Genomic DNA, 18440 nt, shown 5'->3' on the forward strand with positions numbered 1-18440 from the left:
GAGGACCCGGCCGCGCGTGCGGCAGTGAGCGGTGGGGAGGGCCGCCCTGTCGCTTTAGATTTGCTGGCGCAGCGGCCGGAACGCGGTGCGCAGCTCTTCCGAAAAGACCTTCGGCTGTTCCCAGGCAGCGAAGTGGCCGCCCTTGGCGAGCTTGTTATAGTGAATAAGCTTGGGGTACGCCTTCTCGGCCCAGCTCTTCGGCGCTGCGTAAATCTCATCGGGGAAGGCACTCACAGCAACCGGCAGCTTGACGCCGCGAACGTCGAAGAAGCCTGCTCCATTCGAGATCTGCGTCGTATCCCAGTACAGCCGGGCCGAGGAGACCGCCGTATTCGTCAGCCAGTAAAGCGTGACGTTGTCGAGGATATCGTCACGCGTCAGGCCTTCCGTTGCCCCGTCGAAGACGCGAGCGATGAGGTCATAGCTGCGGATGTCATGGTCGAGCATCCATGCTGCCAGACCGACCGGCGAGTCGGCGATGCCGTAGAGGCTTTGCGGCCGGTTCGACATTTCCAGCGCATAACCCAGCCCCTTGCCGTAGAATTCGATCAGCTGATCCCACGCATTGCGTTCTTCCGCGGTCAGATCGGCGGGAGGCGCCTCGTGGAATGCGAGTGCCTTCGAGATGTTGGCCGGCACCGTGGCCGCCATGTTGGTGTGGATGCCGAGCAATCCCTGCGGCTGCTGCAGGGCCATGATCTCGGAGACGGCATTACCCCAGTCGCCGCCCTGCGCCACATATTTCGTGTAGCCAAGGCGCTGCATCAGCGTTGCCCATGCTTGGCCGATGGTGACAGGAGTCCAGCCAGGTGCTGTCGGTTTGCCGGAGAAGCCGTGACCGGGCAACGACGGGATCACGACGTGAAACGCGTCAGCTGCGCTGCCGCCATGCGCCGTCGGATCGGTAAGCGGGCCGATGATCTTCAGCTGTTCGATGATCGAGCCCGGCCATCCATGCGTAACGATCACCGGCAATGCGTTCTCGTGCTTTGAGCGCACGTGAATGAAGTGAATGTCCAGTCCATTAATCTCGGTGACGAACTGGGGCAAGGCGTTGAGACGCGCCTCCACCTTGCGCCAGTCGTGATCGGTCGCCCAGTACTGGGCGAGCTTCTGCACCGTCGCCAATTGCACGCCCTGGGAGTGGTCTGTGACGGTTTCCTTGTCGGGCCAGCGGGTCGCCGCCACGCGCTGGCGCAAATCGTCGAGGCGCTCTTGGGGGATACTGACGGAGAAGGGGCGGATCGCTTCCGCTTCCGCTGCCGCTGCGCCCAATGCCTTCGGAACCATGCTGATAACGCCGACCGCAGCCGTAGCGGCGAGAAGCTCACGCCTCGTAGGGGAAAGTAAATCTGCTGACATAACGTCCTCCTATGCAAAGGAAATTCATTTGACTTGTGCATAGTTCTGTCGTCAGCGACGTTAAATCCATTGCACGAAGGTATCGGCAATACTTTTGGATTGGTTCGAAGCCTGACTGCGAAACATCGCGATGGAACTGCGGACGCTGCGCGCGTGTCGGTGCTGGTCCGCAGTCGCGCGCAAGCGTCTGGCTTTAGAATCCGGTTTCGCATCGTGACGTTAACGCAGCGGGTGCCAAGGCGCCTGCCGCGCTCAGATCAACAATGTTACACTGCGTGGTCTATCCAGCCCGACGATCTGCCTGACGCATCGGTAATTTCCAATTCGGCCGCGGAAAATGGCAGGTGTAGCCGTTGGGATAGCGCTCGAGATAGTCCTGGTGTTCGGGCTCGGCCTCCCAGAAGTCGCCGACAGGAGTCACCTCGGTAACGACTTCGCCGGGCCACAGTCCCGAGGCGGTCACGTCGGCGATAGTATCTTCCGCAACGCGCTTCTGCTCGTCGTTTGTGTAGAAGATTGCCGAGCGGTAGCTCGTGCCGACGTCATTGCCCTGGCGATCACGCGTTGTCGGATCATGAATCTGGAAGAAGAACTCTAACAAATGACGGTAGCTAATCCTCGCCGGATCGAACACGATCTCGATCGCCTCTGCATGGCCATCGTGTTTGCGATAGGTGGCATTGGGTACGTGGCCGCCGGTGTAACCGACTCGGGTCGAAATCACGCCGGGATAGCGGCGGATCAGATCCTGCATTCCCCAAAAACACCCACCCGCAAGTACAGCTCGTTCGTTCGCGACACTCATCTGGATATCCTCGGATTCAGGCTGTTTGGAATATAGGAACTGCCGACCCGAATTGTCAGGCAAATTGCCTGTATTTAAATGGATGCGGCTAGGCACTGCATGGACTCAGCGAGGCCGTTCGCCCCGCCTTGGTCCCTGGTGTCATTTGACGGCTTCGACCGCTTCCAGAATGACCGCGGCCACGTCCTTTGGGTGCGACAGCATCGGAACATGGCTGGACGCAATGGCCGTGACATGGGCATTGATGGCCTTCGCACTGTCCGCGAGCAGCTTGGGATCGATCATCTGGTCATTCTTGGTGACGACCGCCCAGCTTGGCTTCGACTTCCAGGCGGCTGTCGTTACCTTCTCGTCAAAGTTCGCGCCGCGCACAGGGCCTTGTATGACCGCGATCAGGTTGGATTCCGCCTTGGGAACGTCCGGGGCGAAGTATTGGGCGATATCGTCGTACGACAGCGTCAGAAACCCCGCGGCATCAACCTGCGGGTGCGCCAATCCGGGCGGGGTGGGGTAGTCTTTGTTGAGATCGGACGTCGACTGACCATCGCCAGGGGAGAAAGCGGCGACATAGACCAGCGCCTTGACGCGGTCGTCATTGCCGGCCTGGGTAATAACGGTCCCTGCCCAGGAATGGCCGACCAGAACGACAGGGCCCTTTTGCTGCGCGATGGCACGCTGCGTGGCGGCCACGTCGTCGGCAAGCGAAGTCAGCGGATTTTGAACCGCGACAACGTTCAGGCCCTTTGCCTGAAGCAATGGAATGACCTTGTCCCAGGACGAGCCGTCGGCGAATGCGCCATGGACAAGAACGACTGTCGTCGGCGCAGTCTGCGCCAATGCCGGTGTCGAGCCGCCGGCGGCAGCGATGAGCATAGCTCCTATAAAGATCGCGATGCCTGCCCGCCGAATGCCAAATTTTGAGATGGCAATCCTTGTCATGACTTCTCTCCTTCCCAGTCGGGGTTTGTATCCATTGTTTGCTATGTCCAAAAGATGCGCTGCACCCAAAGGCAGTGCCATTGCACGTTGGTATCGGCGATACTTTTGGATTGGTTCCAGGTCGCAGAGAGCGACAGGCGGCACGGCGTGTGGATGAGCTTGGCGTATTGTCTCTCTCAAAGACGGATCGATCTGGGCCTAAACGGTCGGACGTGATCGCCGGCTACACCAGATAGCCCGACACGCCGTCCCACAATAACTTGAACGCCGTCACGATCAGCAATCCATAGCAGGCTCTATAAAGCTGACGCTGATCCAGCCTCCCATGAAGCCGCCAACCAAGCCAGACGCCGGCGGGAATGGCGAGCACACATATGGCCATCACGACCCAGGTGTTGCCTTCCGGCTTCGACAGCACCAGCCATGGCACCGCTTTGATCATGTTGCCGACAGTGAAGAACAGGCTCGTCGTCCCTGCATAGACTTCCTTGCTGAGGCCGAGCGGCAGCAGATACATGGCAAGCGGCGGTCCGCCCGAATGTGCCACCATGGTGGTGATTCCCGACGTAAGACCTGCGGCGACCGCCTTCGGCGATGAGCGCCGCCGAATCGTGACGTTCGCTCCTGCAGCAAACCAGAGGCCGACGAAGATCAGGGTGGTCACCGCCATCACGATCGATATGGCGCGGTGATCCAGAACGCGGAAGAGCAGATAGCCAAGTCCGATCCCGACCACGAGGCCTGGTAACAGCAGCAAAAGGTCGGGTTTCGACCATGTCGAGGATTTCCAGTAGTGCAGTGCGATCAGGTCCATCGCAACAAAAAGCGGCGCCAGGAGGCCACCCGCCGTCACCGGATCCATGACGATCGACAACAGCGGAATGCCAATGATGGCGAATCCACCGCCGAACGCGCCCCTCATGAAAGCGATCAGGAAGACGCCGGCAAAAGCGACAATTATCGTGGCGGCCGTCAGCTCCATGCGGAACTCCAGCTTTCTCGTTGACTATGTATTGGAAGTTCAGCCGAGCTGCCGGAGGCGCCCGAGCAACTGCGGAGTTGGGTCTAAAGCGGTTGCGTCAATCAGCGAACCGGCGGCGCGCCTCGCGACTGGCTTCAAAGCGCGACCGACCGATGTCCCTCAGCAAGTCGTCGCTCAGCTCGAGCAAGGCCTTGCGCGAGCGCCGCTTCTTCACCTGCCGCTCCAGCCAGGCCATCCTGGATGTGACCGAGAAAGCCGAATCGCAGGTCTGTTCGAGGTCGTGGTCCAGCCCCTTGGGCGTCTGGTAATTTGTCTTGATCGTGGCCATTGTCGCATCCTCTAGTTCTATTTCAATCGCTCGTAGAACTGGCCCGTCGCAGCAAAAGAATCGATTGCACCATGGTGTAGGCAATACTTTTGGACTGTCCGTCGGTGGGACCCGACGAAACCGACACCAAGGCATAATAGACGTTTGCCCGACGTTGGCGCAGTTTCACCAACGTGCTCGAAAGGATAGCGCATGAAGAGTGATCAGGGCAGCGTACTAGATGCGCTGCCGGCCATGGCATGGACTGCGCTACCTGACGGAAGCATTGACCTTATCAATCGACGCTGGTGCGACTACTGCGGCCTCCGTTCGGAAGAGGAGCGCGGTCGGGCGTGGCAGGCCGTGGTTCATCCGGACGACCTGACAGGGTTACTCGAGGACTGGCAATCGATCATCGCTTCCGCTCAGCCCGGCGACATGGACGCACGTATACGCCGCGCGGACGGAGAGTATCGCAGGTTTCTCATCCAATGCAGCCCGGTGCACGACCAGACCGGACAGCTCAGCAAATGGTGCGGAACCGCAACCGACGTCGAGGACGCGCGGCGTACTGAGGAGACATTTAGGCAGCGCGAGTTCGACTTTCAGGCAATCGTCGACAGCATCCCGATTCCGGTTGCCGTGACCACTCCAACAGGCGAGGTCGAAGGTCTCAATCAGCTGACCCTCGACTATTTTGGCAAGACGCTCGACGAGTTGAAAGGCTGGAAGGCATCCGAAGTCGTCCACCCCGATGACCTCGAGCACACGATTGCGGCCCAAGTCGCTGCGCACCAGAAGGGTGGCTCTTATAACGTCGAGAGTCGCCACCGCCGCGCCGACGGCGTCTATCGCTGGTACAACGTGCTCGGCATGCCTTTGCGTGATGCGCGTGGTCAAATTCTGCGCTGGTTCCACTTCCTGATCGATATAGACGACCGCAAGCGAGCGCAGGAGGCTCTCGCGGTCAGTGAACGCAATCTGCAGCTGACGATCGATACGATGCCGGCAATGGCGTGGTCGGCGCGCCCGGACGGAAGGAACGAGCTCCTTAGCAAGCAGTATGTCGATTATGTCGGTCTCACGCCTGATCAGATACCGGCTTGGGACTCCATCGACGCGCTGCATCCGGATGACTTTGACCGCATGGTTGCGACCTGGCGCAAGATCGTGGCTTCCGGGATGCCTGGGGAAGGCGAAGCGCGGCTTCGCCGCCACGACGGCATCTACCGGTGGTTCCTGTTCCGCGCCAATCCTCTGCGCGATGACAAGGGAAATCTCATCAAATGGTACGGGGTCACCACCGACATCGACGACATGAAGCGGGCGCAGGAAGCATTGGCCGCCAGCGAGCACAATCTCCAGGCAACCCTCGACACCATTCCGGCAAGGGTCGGCGTTTTCAGCGATGATGGGACGCACGTGTCCGTCAACAAACGTACGGTCGAGCTCAGCGGCATTCCCAGTTTTGGCGATTGGCGACTGGTTTTCCATCCTGACGACCTGCCATTCGCGGAGAGCTTGTGGCAGCATTGCCTGGCCACGGGAGAGCCCTTCGAATGCGAATACCGCGCCCGCATGGCTGACGGCACGTATCGCTGGCATCTGGGGCGTCGGGTGCCGTTGCGCGACGACACGGGGAAGATAATTCGTTGGTACGGCATCGCCCACGACATCGAAGACCGCAAGCGCGCGGAGCAGGCCTTGCAGGAAAGCGAGCGCCAGTCTCGCCTGATCGTCGACAGCATCCCGGCCAGGGTCGGCATCTACGATACAGAGGGAAACCGCATTTCCGCCAACAAGCGGGCACTCGAACTGAGCGGCTATGCCATTGGGTCGGATTGGAGAGAGATTTTCCACCCAGACGATCTCGGGCGCGCCGAGGAACTGTGGCGTGCATCTCTGGCCAACGGCGAGCCGTTCGAATGCGAATATCGCGCGCGCATGGCTGACGGGACGTATCGCTGGCACATAGGGCGCCGCGTGGCGATGCGCGACGATTCAGGAAAGGTGATCCGCTGGTATGGTGTCAGCACTGACATCGAGGATCGAAAGCGCGCCGAGCAGGCACTTGCGGCAAGCGCACGCGAATTGCGTCTGATCCTAGACTGTATCCCTGCAAGGGTCAGCGTACACGACACCAATGGCATCCGTGTTTCCGCCAACCGGCAATCAATCGAACTCAGTGGTCTGCCGGGGGATGCCGATTGGAGGGAGCTGTTCCATCCGGATGATGTTGGGCTCGCGGAGAAGCTATGGCGCGAGAGCCTCGCAAAGGAAGAGCCCTTCGAGGCTGAATATCGCGCGCGGATGGCGGACGGCACCTATCGCTGGCATCTGGGGCGCCGCGTGCCGGTGCGTGACGAGACAGGAAAGGTGATCCATTGGTACGGTGTCAGCTCCGACATTGAGGATCGAAAACGAGCCGAGCAGGCGCTGGCGGCGAGCGAGCGCAATCTACAGGCGACCATCGACAGCATTCCGGTGAGGGTCGGCATTTACAACGCGGACGGCACAAATGTGTACGTCAACAAGCGTACGCTCGAGCTGAGTGGCCAGCCCAGCGGCGTCGACTTTCGGAGCCTTTTCCATCCCGACGACCTGCCCCTCGTCGACAGTCGCTGGCAAAAGTGCCTGGCCACCGAGGAGCCGTTCGAATGCGAGTATCGCGCCATCATGGCCGACGGGTCGTATCGTTGGCACGTAGGCCGACGCAGGCCTATGCGCGACGAGACAGGAAAGGTCATCCGCTGGTACGGCGTCACCTCGGACATCGAGGATCTAAAGCGCGCCGAGCAAGCACTGACGGCAAGCGAGCGCAGTCTGCAGCTTACCATCGATACGATCCCAACACTTGCCTGGGCGGCGCGCCTGGATGGCACCGCCGAGTTCCTTAACAAGCATTATCTCGACTATATCGGTCTTGTCGCCGAAGGGGCGCAGGATTGGGGCTTGGCGGCGGCGGTCCATCCTGAGGACATGACTGGTTTGGCCGATGCTTGGCGAACCATCATGGCTTCGGGAAAACCGGGGGAGACCGAAGCGCGGCTGCGGCGCTATGACGGTGAATATCGATGGTTCCTGTTCCGCGCCAATCCGCTGCACGACAAAGACGGCAACATCGTCAGATGGTATGGCGTCAACACCGACATCGAAGATCGCAAGCGCAGTGAAGAGGGTTTTCGCGCCATCGTGGAAACGACGCCCGAATGCGTGAAAGTCGTGGCGCATGACGGCACGGTTCTGCGCACAAATGCTGCCGGCGCGACAATGGCAGGTGTGCCATCCATCGATAATGTCATCGGGCAGCGGTTTATCGACTTCGTGGCTCCGGAGCACCAGGAAGAATATCGCCAATTCCACGAGAAGATCTGTGCCGGGCAGAAAGGCTTTCTGGAGTTCGACCTCATCAATGCGCAGGGCGTTCGCCGGCATATGGAGACGCACGCCGCTCCGCTGCGCAACAGCGACGGCTCAATCGCGCAGCTCGGCATCACGCGCGACATGACGGCGCGCAAGCGAGCGGAAGACGCCCTCAGGCGCAGCGAGGCATTCCTGGCGGAAGGCCAGCATCTCGCTCGTATGGGCAATCTTTCCTGGCACGTCGCCAGCGGCGAGATCATCTGGTCCGAGCAGCTCTATCGCATCTTCGAGTTTGAGCCGGACATGGTGATGACGCTCGATCGAATCGCCAGCCGGGTTCACCCCGAAGACATGCCGATGATTGTTGATATGGTCGAGAGAGCGCAACGCGGCGTACGCGAATTTGAATACCAACCCCGGATTGTGCTGCCCGACCTGTCGGTCAAATATCTGCACCTGATCGCACACCGGGCCGGATGCCATGGCGATGGCGAGATCGAATATATCGGCGCCGTTCTCGACATAACGCAACGCCGACTGTCGGAAGAGGCGCTTGAGAAGCTTAGATTCGAGCTTGCGCAGGTAACCCGCATCATGAGCCTCGGCGCCTTGACGGCCTCGATCGCCCATGAGGTGAACCAGCCGCTGGCGGGCATCATCACAAACGCCAGCACATGCCTTCGCATGCTCGCCGCCGACCCGCCCAATGTCGAAGGCGCGCAGGAAACGGCGCGGCGCACGATACGCGACGGGAAGCGCGCGGCGGACGTGATCGCGCGATTGCGGGCGCTGTTCACCAAACGCACGGTGGCCTTCGAGCCGGTCGATCTCAACGACGCAGCGCAAGAGGTCATCGCGCTGCTGTCGGCAGATCTGCAGCGCAATCGCGTGATGTTGCGCACAGAACTGGCCGACGAACTGCCCCTGCTTGCTGGCGACCGCGTTCAGCTCCAACAGGTGATCATGAATCTGTTGCGCAACGCGGCAGATGCGATGAGGGACGTCAAAGACCGGCCACGGCTTTTGCAGGTTTGGACCGCTGGTGACGAAGACGGGGTTCGTCTTTCCGTGCGCGATGCGGGCATCGGCTTCGGCCCCGAAGGGATCGAGCGGCTGTTCGAGGCGTTCTACACAACGAAGAGCGATGGCATGGGAATCGGCCTCTCCGTCAGCCGCTCGATCATCGAACGACACAACGGACGTCTTTGGGCGCAAGCCAATGATGGGCCCGGAGCAACATTCGCTTTTTCGATCCCACACTGTGCAGCGGATGCAACATCCGTTCACGATGTTGTCGCGACCGAAGCGGCTCGTGGCAGTACCCAAATTACATCGGAGTTTTCATGAAAGTTACGCATCCACTCGTGTCGATCGTCGATGATGACGAGTCCGTACGTGAGTCTCTCCCCGATCTGCTTAAGGAACTCGGCTTCAGCGCCGATGCCTTTTCCTCGGCTGAAGAGTTCCTGGCATCTGATAGCCTCGGCCGAACCAGATGCCTGATCCTCGACGTTGCAATGCCAGGGATGACCGGCCCGGAGTTGCATATCGAGCTGATGCGCCGCGGGGAGAAGATTCCAACCATTTTCATCACGGCTCTCAAGGATGATGCCGTGCGGCCGCGCCTTATCGAGCAAGGTGCTGTAGAATGCCTGTTCAAGCCGTTCACAGACGACGCTCTGCAGGAGGCCTTGAATTCGGCGCTGCAGCCGGACTGATGCGCGCAACTTGATCGGCATAAGGCAAGGGGGGTAATAGTTGTGCATACGGACTTGGTGAATTCACCCGGAGACCTGGGGAGCTGACGCCTATGCCGCAGGAAATCCCGCTCGTCTTCGTTGTCGACGACGACATTTCGGTCCGAGAATCGCTCGAACTGCTGATACGATCGGCAGGTTGGCAACCCGAGATGTTCGAGTCAGCGCAGCAATTCCTGTCCCGTCCGAGGGCACTGGTTCCGAACTGCCTTATCCTCGACGTCAACCTTCCCGATTTGAACGGCCTGGACCTGCAGAAGCTGGTTTCTGTGGAACGGACGGAGATGCCTATCATCTTCGTCACTGGTTACGGCGACGTGCCAATGACGGTAAAGGCAATGAAGGCCGGGGCCGTCGAGTTTCTGACCAAGCCTTTCAGTGAAGAATCGATGCTGGCGGCCTTGGAGCAGGCTCTCGATCGGAGCAGGACTGCGCTCGCTCTCGAAATCGAGATGCAGGTGCTGCGCGACCGCCACGCATCGCTCAGCCGCCGCGAGCAGGAAGTGATGGCCCTGGTCATTACAGGACTGCTGAACAAGCAGGTGGCGTACGAGCTAGGCATCAGCGAGATCACCGTCAAAGCACACCGAGGCAGAGTGATGGAGAAGATGCAGGCTGCATCATTTGCCGATCTCGTCAACATTGCCGGCAGGCTACGCATCGGCCATTAGGGTTACGTCGACCACGGTCGGTTTCTTCGATACCAACAGCAACCAAATTCTGCGCTTGCGGTCCGGGACCCATGCTGTTTCGCATCAGGTGGCCAACCGACAGGACAAACCTGTCGGCGATACCAATAGCTCCGGAGGACGGGCAAAATCGAGTCTAAAGTATTGCTGATACCAACGTGCAATAGATCTCCCGAGCATACAGATAAATATGAATTCGGACACAGGAGCACCAGAGACTCGCGTTTAGCTCGATCCTACCGGAACCGCTGATGGCTTCACCGCCTGAATAACGGTCTGGCCGGCGGGAGGAGAGGAACCGCCGAGGGAACCGGGATCAATGCCGAGTTATGGCGACGTCGCTCAGCTAGTTGCTGACCCTATTGTGCAGACGGGTACGCTCGCTGCGCTGGGAACGGTGTCTACGCGGCTGGCGCTTCGCAAGCGATCCGAACGCCAATTGGTCGGCCAACTGGCTCTATTTGCTGCGCTCACTGCTCTGCTGGTATCCCAAGACATCGTTCCGTATGCACCAGGGCCGCAGGACACCTCCGGTCTGCTGCGCTTTTTTCTTGGGCTCGCCAAGATCGCGTGGTGGACCAGCGCTGCCTGGTCGCTGATCAGCCTCGTGCGCGTCTTCGTGATTTTCGAGGGACGTGTTCGCGAAGGTCGTTTCCTGCAGGATCTCGTCGTCGGCATTATCTACGTCGGGGCAGTGCTGTCAGTGGTCACCTACGTCTTCAATGCCCCGGTCGGCACCCTCATTGCCACCTCCGGCGCCATCGCGGTGATCCTTGGCCTGGCCTTGCAAAGCACATTGAGCGACGTGTTCTCGGGGATCGCGCTCAATCTGGCCAGGCCGTACGGGATCGGTGACTGGCTCGTCCTCGGCAACGCGATGGAAGGCAAGGTCGTCGAGACCAACTGGCGCGCAACGCATCTGCTGACCGGCGCCAATGATCTGGTCATCATTCCCAACAGTGATCTCGCGAAAGCGAGACTCACAAATCTGAGCACTCCCGAGCCCAGCCACGGCGTGACACTCACGATACGTTTACGGCCGACGACAGCACCGTCCGCCATGATCGAGTTGATGCATTCCGTCCTGCTCAGCAGCACATCCACCTTGAGAACCCCAGAGCCCAGTGTTCATGTGGCCTCGCTCGATGCGAACGCGGTCGAACTGGAGGTAACGTTTAGGGTTGCCGACGTGTCCCTGGTGGGCGTTGCAAAAACCGAGATATTTGATCTGACCTATCGCCACGCGAAGGCCGCAGGGATGGCTCTCGCCCAACCTCCCGATGGCGGCGTCGTCACCGTTGCCGCACCGGCTTCGGGCACGTTGTCCGCCGGGCTTCGCGCCACGCAGATGCGGCTGCTCGACGCTGTTCCGCTGTTTGCGCATCTGACCGAGGATGAAAAGGAAGCTCTTGCTTCGACGATGACACGCCGCACCTTTCGCAAAGGTGACGTATTCGTTGAACAGGGAAGCGTGTTGAAATGCCTTATGATCGTTCGCAGCGGCGTGGCCGTCGTCACGCGGCGGCGCGAGGGTGTCACCGGCGAGACGGCCGAACTGGCCAGACTGGCGCCGGGCGATTTCTTTGGAGAGGGTGGCCTGCTGACCGGTGCGGGCGAGCCCGGTTCTGTCACCGCGCTGACCCCAGTCGTGGTTTATGAGATCACCCAGGAAGGGCTGGCGCCACTCATGCGGGACCGGCCGGCCATTGCGGATGAACTCGGTTCGCTCCTGTCAAGGCGAACCGTTGCGGAACAGTCCAGGCTTGATGAGCGTCGCGGCTCTGTACTGCCAAAATCATATCCCGGCCTGACCACCCATATCCGGCATCTGTTCCATCTTTGATCGAGCTCTGATTCCCATACCAAAGTATCGACGATACAATCGTACTATATATTCGAGCAGATTATCTTCGCATATTGGTCATAATTCAACGCACTGACTTGCACGGCAAAGATTTATTGCTGTGGCTGCGGTGCATCGATGGAGAGATCGATATGCCTTCTGCAACTGCCTTGAAGCAGGCTCGTCAGCCAAAACCGCTGCCGGCGCCCAACGCCGATTTCTATCAGATCGAGGAGACGTTGAGTGCCGAGGAACGTGCAATCCTCACAAAGGTGCACGATTTCATGGAGACCAAGGTCGCGCCGATCATCAACGATTATTGGGTCAGGGATGCTTTCCCGTTCGAGCTGATCGAGCCGCTGAAGGCACTCGATATTGGCGGCCTTAACGTTGGCGACTACAGCTCGAAGCTGAAGGGCATGGTGGCGATGGAGATGTCGCGCGTCGACCCGTCGTTCACGACCTTCTTTGGCGTTCACACCGGCCTTGCCATGGGGACGATCGCTCTGCTGGGTTCCGAGGAACAGAGACAGCAATGGCTGCCGCCGATGGCGCGGCTGGAGATGATCGGCTGCTTCGGTCTGACCGAGCCGCTGGTTGGCTCCGGGACGGGCGGCGGACTCCTCACGACCGCGAAACGCGAAGGCGATACCTGGATCCTCAACGGTGAAAAAAAGTGGATTGGCAACGCACCCTGGTGCGACGTGTCAATCATCTGGGCGCGCGACCTGGATGATAACCAGGTCAAGGGGTTCATCGTCGAGAACAAGACGACGCCCGGCTTCGGCGTGGAGAAGATCGAGAACAAGATGGCCCTCAAGGTGGTCCAGAACGGCCTGATCACCATGAAGGACTGCCGCGTTCCGGAAGCCAACCGCCTGCAGAACGCCAATTCGTTCCGCGATACCGCCCACGTGCTGCGCGAGACTCGCTCCGGCGTCGGCTGGATGTCGACCGGCGTGTAGATGGGCGCTTACGAAGCCGCGGTGAAATACACCCAGCAGCGCATTCAGTTCGGCAAGCCGATCGCCTCGTTCCAGATGATCCAGGATCTCATCGCCAAAATGCTCGCCAATGTAACGGCGTGCCAGGCGCTGATGTTTCGCCTTGAGGAACTCCACAGCGAGGGCAAGCTTCTCGACCAGCATGCGTCGCTCGCAAAGGCATTCACGACGCAGCGGATGCGCGAGACGGTCGCCTGGGCGCGTGAGGTGCATGGCGCCAACGGCATCATTGTCGACAACAATGTCGGACGCCTGTTCGCAGACGCCGAGGCGCTCTACTCCTATGAGGGCACCTTCCAGATGCAGAACCTTATCGTCGCCAAGGCCGCAACCGGGTTCAGCGCCTTCGTTTGAGGCGCTGACTGCCGGAGCGGTCAAACATCCCATCATTCACTTCGAAACTCAGGAGACGATCCATGAGCTCGCCCGCTGTTGCACAGACCCTGGAGCACGCCATGAGCTTGCCGGTCAGCGAAATGTACGCCGCCAACGTCCTCTACGAGAAGAGGGGCGCCATCGCCTATGTGACGATCAATCGTCCGAAGGTGCTGAACGCGCTCAATCGGGCGACCTGGCTGGATCTCCGCTCGGCGTTCGAGGACGCGCGTGACGATGCCGCGGTGCGCGGCGTCATTCTTACCGGCTCCGGCGACAAGGCGTTTGTCGCCGGCGCCGATATCAGCGAGCTGGCGCATGTAAGCGCGGTCGAGGCGGAGGCATCGAGCCGTCTTGGACAGGCAGTGCTCGATCTGGTGGAAAATCTTGGCAAGCCAGTCATTGCTGCAATCAACGGCTTTGCGCTGGGCGGCGGCTGCGAGACGGCAATGGCCTGCACCATCCGCATCGCCGTGCCGCCGGCCAAATTCGGCCAGCCTGAAGTGAAGCTGGGATTGCTTCCCGGGGGCGGCGGTACCCAAAGGTTGCCGCGGCTGATCGGCAAGGGCCGCGCGCTTCAGCTCATTTTGACCGGCGGCCTGATCGACGCCGAGGAGGCTTATCGCATCGGCCTTGTCAACGAGATCGTGCCGGCGGCCGAACTGATGGCGCGCGCGGAAGCGATCCTCCACCAGATCGCCGCCAACGGACCAATAGCCGTGCGCTATGCGCTCGAAGCCACGCATAAGGGCATGGACACGAGCCAGAGCGAAGGCCTGGCCCTCGAAGCCGCCTATTTCGGCCTCTGCGCCGGAACAGAAGACAAGAAGGAGGGCACGTCCGCCTTCCTCGAGAAACGTGCCCCCCAATTCCACGGGTACTAAACCGCAAGATTTCAGGAGAACGAAAATGACGGCCGACAACATCTTTTCCGGGCTGAAGGTGGTGGACTTCTCAAGCTTCGTCGCCGGTCCCAGTGCCGCCGTGATCCTGTCGGACTTCGGCGCCGACGTCATCAAGGTCGAGCCGCCGACAGGCGACCCCTGGAGACACGGGCACCAGGTCGCACCGCAGCCGCTGGCAGAGGATCCCTATCAATGGCATCTCGCCAACCGCAACAAGCGCAGCATCGCGCTCGATCTGAAATCGCCCAGCGCGCAGCAGGTGCTGCAGAAGCTCGTCACCTGGGCCGACGTCTTCGTCGTCAACACGCCGCACCACGCCCGCGCCAAGCTCAAGCTTGAATACAGCGATGTCGTGGAATGGAATCCGAGGCTGATCTACGCCGACCTAACGGGTTTCGGCGAAAACGGGCCGGACGCGAACCTGCCCGGCTTCGACATCACCTCCTATTGGGCCCGCAGCGGGCTGCTGTCCATGACGCGCGATGCCGGCTCGCCGCCGACCTGGCCGGTGGGCGGGAGCGGCGATAACGCAACTGCCATGGGGCTCTATTCGGCCATCGTCACGGCGCTGTACCGCCGCGAGCGCACCGGCCAAGGCGCGTATGTGACGACCTCGCTGCTGGCGGAAGGTGTCTGGTCAGCAAGCGTTTCGATACAGGGTGCATTGGCCGGCGCGACGTTTGCCGCGCCGCACGATCGCAAGAATCCTGCGAATGCAGCGCTCAACGTCTATCGCGCCTCCGACGGAACATGGTTCGTTCTAATCATTGCGCCCGACAGGTTCGTTGCCGTGGCAAAAGCCATCGGCCGCGAGGACCTCCTTACGGACCCGCGGTTCTCGGATCGCGCAAAACTCGCGGAAAACCGGCCGCAGCTCACCGCCATCCTCGACGAGGTTTTCGGAGCGCAGACGATGGCGCACTGGCATGAGGTTTTCAGTGGCGTGAACGTCACATTCGGCGCGGTGCGCGGTCCCGAAGAGGTGATCAAGGATCCTCAGCTTGCGCTTAACGGCATCGTCGTTCCGCTCGAGGGCGCCAGCGGCAAGCTCACGTCAACGATCAGCAGTCCGATCCAGGTCCACGGCGTGGCAAAGGTTGCCGCCAAGCGCGCGCCCGGCCTCGGTGAACATACCGAGGAAATCCTTCGAGATCTCGGCTTTGGCGTAAACGAGATAGGCAGTCTGCGCGCAAGTGGCGCCATTCCGACAGCGCCGGAACGCGCCGCCTGAAGCAGCCGCCGCACAGGGACTTGTCGACGACAAGATGTATCGATCAGAAGGCACCGAAGTTCATGGATGAGATCGTAACCGAGCATATCGAGAGCGTACTTCGGGTCGAATTGAACCGGCCGGCAAAGAAGAACGATATGACTTCCGCAATGTACACGCAGCTCGCGGATATCTTCAACGACGCGGCCAACGACGACGGCGTAAATGTCGTGCTTTGGCACGGTGCAGGGGATTCGTTCACCGCCGGCAACGACATAACGGACTTCCTTGAAAGTCCGCCAGGTCCGGCAGAGTCCCCGCAGGCTCATTTGATGCGCGCATTGGCCGATTTCGACAAGCCGTTGATCGCGGCCGTGCGTGGCGTCGCGATCGGTGGCGGAACCACCATGCTGTTGCATTGCGACTTCGTCTATGCCGGCGAGAGCACCAGGTTCCAGACGCCTTTCATCAACCTTGCCCTGCCGCCGGAGTTTGGGTCGAGCTACGCTCTGCCGGCGCGTATCGGACATATCCGGGCCGCGGAATTGTTTCTGCTGGGAGATCCTTTCGGCGCCGCGCGCGCAGCGGAGCTGGGCCTTGTGACCCGTGTGGTGCCCGACGATCGCGTGTTCGCCACAGCGATGGAGACGGCAAGGAAGCTTGCAGCCAAACCAGGCGGCGCATTGCGGGCCAGCAAGAGGCTGCTCAAACGGGCATTCCAAGGCCAAGTCGGTGCGGCGATCGAGATCGAACTGCGCGAGTTCAGCGAGCGACTGCGCTCAGCCGAAGCCAAGGAAGCGCTGTCTGCCTTCCTTGAGAAGCGCCCACCGAATTTCACGAAGACGTCGGCGATGGCGGCCGAATAGGCGTTGCCGCCGTCCGCGACATGAAGGGAACAGGTCATGAGCATATTAGAGGCTACCAAGGCAAAGACCAGGTCGGGCGCGGCCCGCATGGGCCGACTGTTCGTTCTCGAACTCAGTGGCGGTCGCATTCACGCGATGAATTCGGACGGCTCCGACCAAAAGGTCATCGTCACCGGCTGCCGACTTCCTGACGGTATCGTGGTCGATGCTGCAGCCGGCCATATCTACTGGACCAACATGGGGACGCCCAAACTCAACGACGGCTCCATCGAGCGCGCCGATCTCGACGGAAGCAATCGCCGGATCATCATACCGAACGGCGTCATCCATACGCCAAAACAGCTTCACCTGGAGCAGCGCAGCGGCAAGCTCTATTGGGCTGACCGCGAGGGAATGCGGGTCATGCGTGCCAACCTCGACGGCACCGACGTCGAGACGCTAATTCAGACCGGGCAGGGCGAAGACGATCGAAACGACGCGACGAGATGGTGCGTCGGCATTGCCGTGGACCCGATCCGGCGGCACCTCTACTGGACTCAAAAGGGTCCGGATAATTCGAGCCTTGGCAGAATTTTCCGGGCAGGCCTGGATTTTCCGAAAGGCGAGGACGGCTTTAACCGTTCAGACATCCAGGTACTGTTCGACGACCTGCCTGAGCCGATCGACCTCGAACTCGATCTCGAAAACGGCTTCCTCTATTGGACCGATCGGGGCGATCCTCCCTTCGGCAACACCGTCAATCGCGCGCCGATCGAGCCGCCGGCTGGCCGTGGGCGCGCGCCGGAGATCCTGCTCGCCAGCCTGATGGAGGGTATCGGCATCGCCCTCGATATTGCCGGCGACCGCATGTTCATCACCGACCTTGGCGGGTCGGTGTATTCCGCCAGGCTCGACGGGACTGAGCAGCGGACGCTTCGCTATGCCCAGGGCAATCTCAGCGGCATTGCCTACGCCTGACCATTCTCAAGGAGATCAGATCATGTCCGACACCAAAACCATTCGCCAAGTCGCTGTCATCGGAACCGGTGTTATCGGCGCAAGCTGGACGGCGCTATTCCTGGCCAAGGGTCTCGACGTCGTCGCAACCGACGTCGCGCCCAATGCTGAAGCCGGGTTGAGACGGTTCGTCGACGCCGCGTGGCCGGCGCTCGAGAGGCTGGGGCTCGCTCCCGGCGCCTCGCCTCTGCGGCTCGTCTTTACCGACGATTTGGCAGAAGCCGTGAAAGGCGCCAACCTCGTGCAGGAGAACGGGCCTGAGCGGCTCGATTTCAAGCAGAAACTCTACGGCCAGCTCGACCAGTTGTTGCCGCCTGACGCCATCATTGCCTCGAGTTCGTCGGGACTCGCCATGAGCCAGATTCAGTTGGGCGCTGCATCGCATCCCGAGCGTTGTGTGATCGGACATCCGTTCAATCCGCCGCACCTGATGCCGCTGGTCGAGATCGTCGGCGGAGCAAAAACCTCGGAAGAGACGATTCGGCGCGCAGAGGAATTCTACACCTCGATCGGCAAGAAGACTGTCCGCATCAACAAGGAGCTGCCGGGGCACGTCGCCAACCGTCTGCAGGGTGCGTTGGCGCGCGAGGTCTATTACCTTGTTGCCGAAGGTGTGCTGAGCGCGGCCGACGTCGATACGGCTCTGTCCTATGGGCCAGGTCTGCGCTGGGGCATCATGGGTAACATGATGCTCAACCATCTCGGCGGTGGCCAGGGCGGCATCGACCACTTCTTCGAGCAATTCGCGGCCCCAATGACCGCTTCGTGGAAATCTCTCGGCGCGCCGGTGCTGACGAAGGAAGTGCAGAAGAAGCTGATAGACAGCGTCCATGCCGAGGTCGGATCGCGCACAGTGGCGGAGCTGGAGGCGGAACGCGACGAACTGCTGCTCGGCTTGCTCGAATTGCGCACCAACGCTGTGGGGGCCAGCCGGCGCGCGCCCGGCGTAGGCTGAGCGCGCCTCAGGTCGTATCGGCATCGGTCACGATCGGTGATCGCGGCCGCTCCTGCAATTGCGTCGCTTCATTCAGACCTAT

The 18440-nt window shown here is 60.6% G+C and carries 16 protein-coding genes; 11 read left to right on the forward strand and 5 right to left on the reverse strand.

Translation table 11 applies throughout. The features are described from left to right. Window positions 1-54: 54 nt before the first annotated feature. From MESS4_RS26130 to MESS4_RS33800, 5 genes are all read right to left on the reverse strand, one after another. The gene (locus tag MESS4_RS26130) at window positions 55-1362 is read right to left on the reverse strand and encodes an epoxide hydrolase family protein (protein WP_006337752.1); all 1308 of its coding nucleotides are present in this window, start codon (window positions 1360-1362) and stop codon (window positions 55-57) included. Between the two features lie 280 nt (window positions 1363-1642). After that, window positions 1643-2167, reverse strand: coding sequence for a peptide-methionine (S)-S-oxide reductase MsrA (gene msrA, locus MESS4_RS26135; RefSeq protein ID WP_036242164.1), 525 nt, complete (start codon window positions 2165-2167; stop codon window positions 1643-1645). Between the two features lie 141 nt (window positions 2168-2308). Beyond that, a complete protein-coding gene (locus MESS4_RS26140; protein WP_244441225.1) occupies window positions 2309-3187 on the reverse strand; it encodes an alpha/beta hydrolase in 879 nt (292 codons plus the stop codon). A gap of 142 nt (window positions 3188-3329) precedes the next feature. Further along, a complete protein-coding gene (locus MESS4_RS26145; RefSeq protein WP_006337764.1) occupies window positions 3330-4088 on the reverse strand; it encodes a sulfite exporter TauE/SafE family protein in 759 nt (252 codons plus the stop codon). Window positions 4089-4185: 97 nt separating this feature from the next. Beyond that, a complete protein-coding gene (locus MESS4_RS33800) occupies window positions 4186-4416 on the reverse strand; it encodes a DUF1127 domain-containing protein (protein ID WP_006337765.1) in 231 nt (76 codons plus the stop codon). A gap of 192 nt (window positions 4417-4608) precedes the next feature. On the opposite strand from MESS4_RS33800, the gene MESS4_RS31345 reads away from it, so the two are divergent. The 11 genes from MESS4_RS31345 (at window position 4609) to MESS4_RS26205 (ending at window position 18358) form a co-directional block, all read left to right on the forward strand. After that, complete coding sequence (locus tag MESS4_RS31345) at window positions 4609-9105, forward strand: PAS domain-containing protein (protein ID WP_006337766.1); 4497 nt, start codon at window positions 4609-4611, stop codon at window positions 9103-9105. Then, the gene (locus tag MESS4_RS26165; RefSeq protein ID WP_006337767.1) at window positions 9102-9476 is read left to right on the forward strand and encodes a response regulator; all 375 of its coding nucleotides are present in this window, start codon (window positions 9102-9104) and stop codon (window positions 9474-9476) included. The genes MESS4_RS31345 and MESS4_RS26165 overlap by 4 nt, the downstream gene beginning before the upstream one ends. 92 nt (window positions 9477-9568) lie before the next feature. Next, the gene (locus MESS4_RS26170; protein WP_006337768.1) at window positions 9569-10186 is read left to right on the forward strand and encodes a response regulator; all 618 of its coding nucleotides are present in this window, start codon (window positions 9569-9571) and stop codon (window positions 10184-10186) included. Between the two features lie 337 nt (window positions 10187-10523). Continuing rightward, window positions 10524-12047, forward strand: coding sequence for a mechanosensitive ion channel family protein (locus MESS4_RS26175; RefSeq protein WP_006337769.1), 1524 nt, complete (start codon window positions 10524-10526; stop codon window positions 12045-12047). 98 nt (window positions 12048-12145) lie between these two features. Continuing rightward, complete coding sequence (locus MESS4_RS34825; RefSeq protein ID WP_244441226.1) at window positions 12146-13012, forward strand: acyl-CoA dehydrogenase family protein; 867 nt, start codon at window positions 12146-12148, stop codon at window positions 13010-13012. Further along, complete coding sequence (locus MESS4_RS34830) at window positions 13013-13405, forward strand: acyl-CoA dehydrogenase family protein (protein ID WP_006337772.1); 393 nt, start codon at window positions 13013-13015, stop codon at window positions 13403-13405. 62 nt (window positions 13406-13467) lie between these two features. Next, window positions 13468-14310, forward strand: a complete 843-nt coding sequence (locus tag MESS4_RS26185; protein WP_006337774.1) for an enoyl-CoA hydratase-related protein — start codon at window positions 13468-13470, stop codon at window positions 14308-14310. 25 nt (window positions 14311-14335) lie between these two features. After that, complete coding sequence (locus MESS4_RS26190; RefSeq protein WP_006337776.1) at window positions 14336-15562, forward strand: CoA transferase; 1227 nt, start codon at window positions 14336-14338, stop codon at window positions 15560-15562. Between the two features lie 62 nt (window positions 15563-15624). Continuing rightward, on the forward strand, window positions 15625-16407 hold the full coding sequence (locus MESS4_RS26195; RefSeq protein ID WP_006337778.1) for an enoyl-CoA hydratase: 783 nt from the start codon (window positions 15625-15627) through the stop codon (window positions 16405-16407). A gap of 36 nt (window positions 16408-16443) precedes the next feature. After that, a complete protein-coding gene (locus MESS4_RS26200) occupies window positions 16444-17364 on the forward strand; it encodes a hypothetical protein (protein ID WP_006337780.1) in 921 nt (306 codons plus the stop codon). Window positions 17365-17386: 22 nt separating this feature from the next. Next, window positions 17387-18358, forward strand: coding sequence for a 3-hydroxyacyl-CoA dehydrogenase NAD-binding domain-containing protein (locus MESS4_RS26205; protein WP_006337781.1), 972 nt, complete (start codon window positions 17387-17389; stop codon window positions 18356-18358). The last annotated feature ends 82 nt before the right edge of the window (window positions 18359-18440 follow it).

The organism is Mesorhizobium sp. STM 4661, assembly GCF_000359125.1.
Classification (GTDB): Bacteria; Pseudomonadota; Alphaproteobacteria; order Rhizobiales; family Rhizobiaceae; genus Mesorhizobium.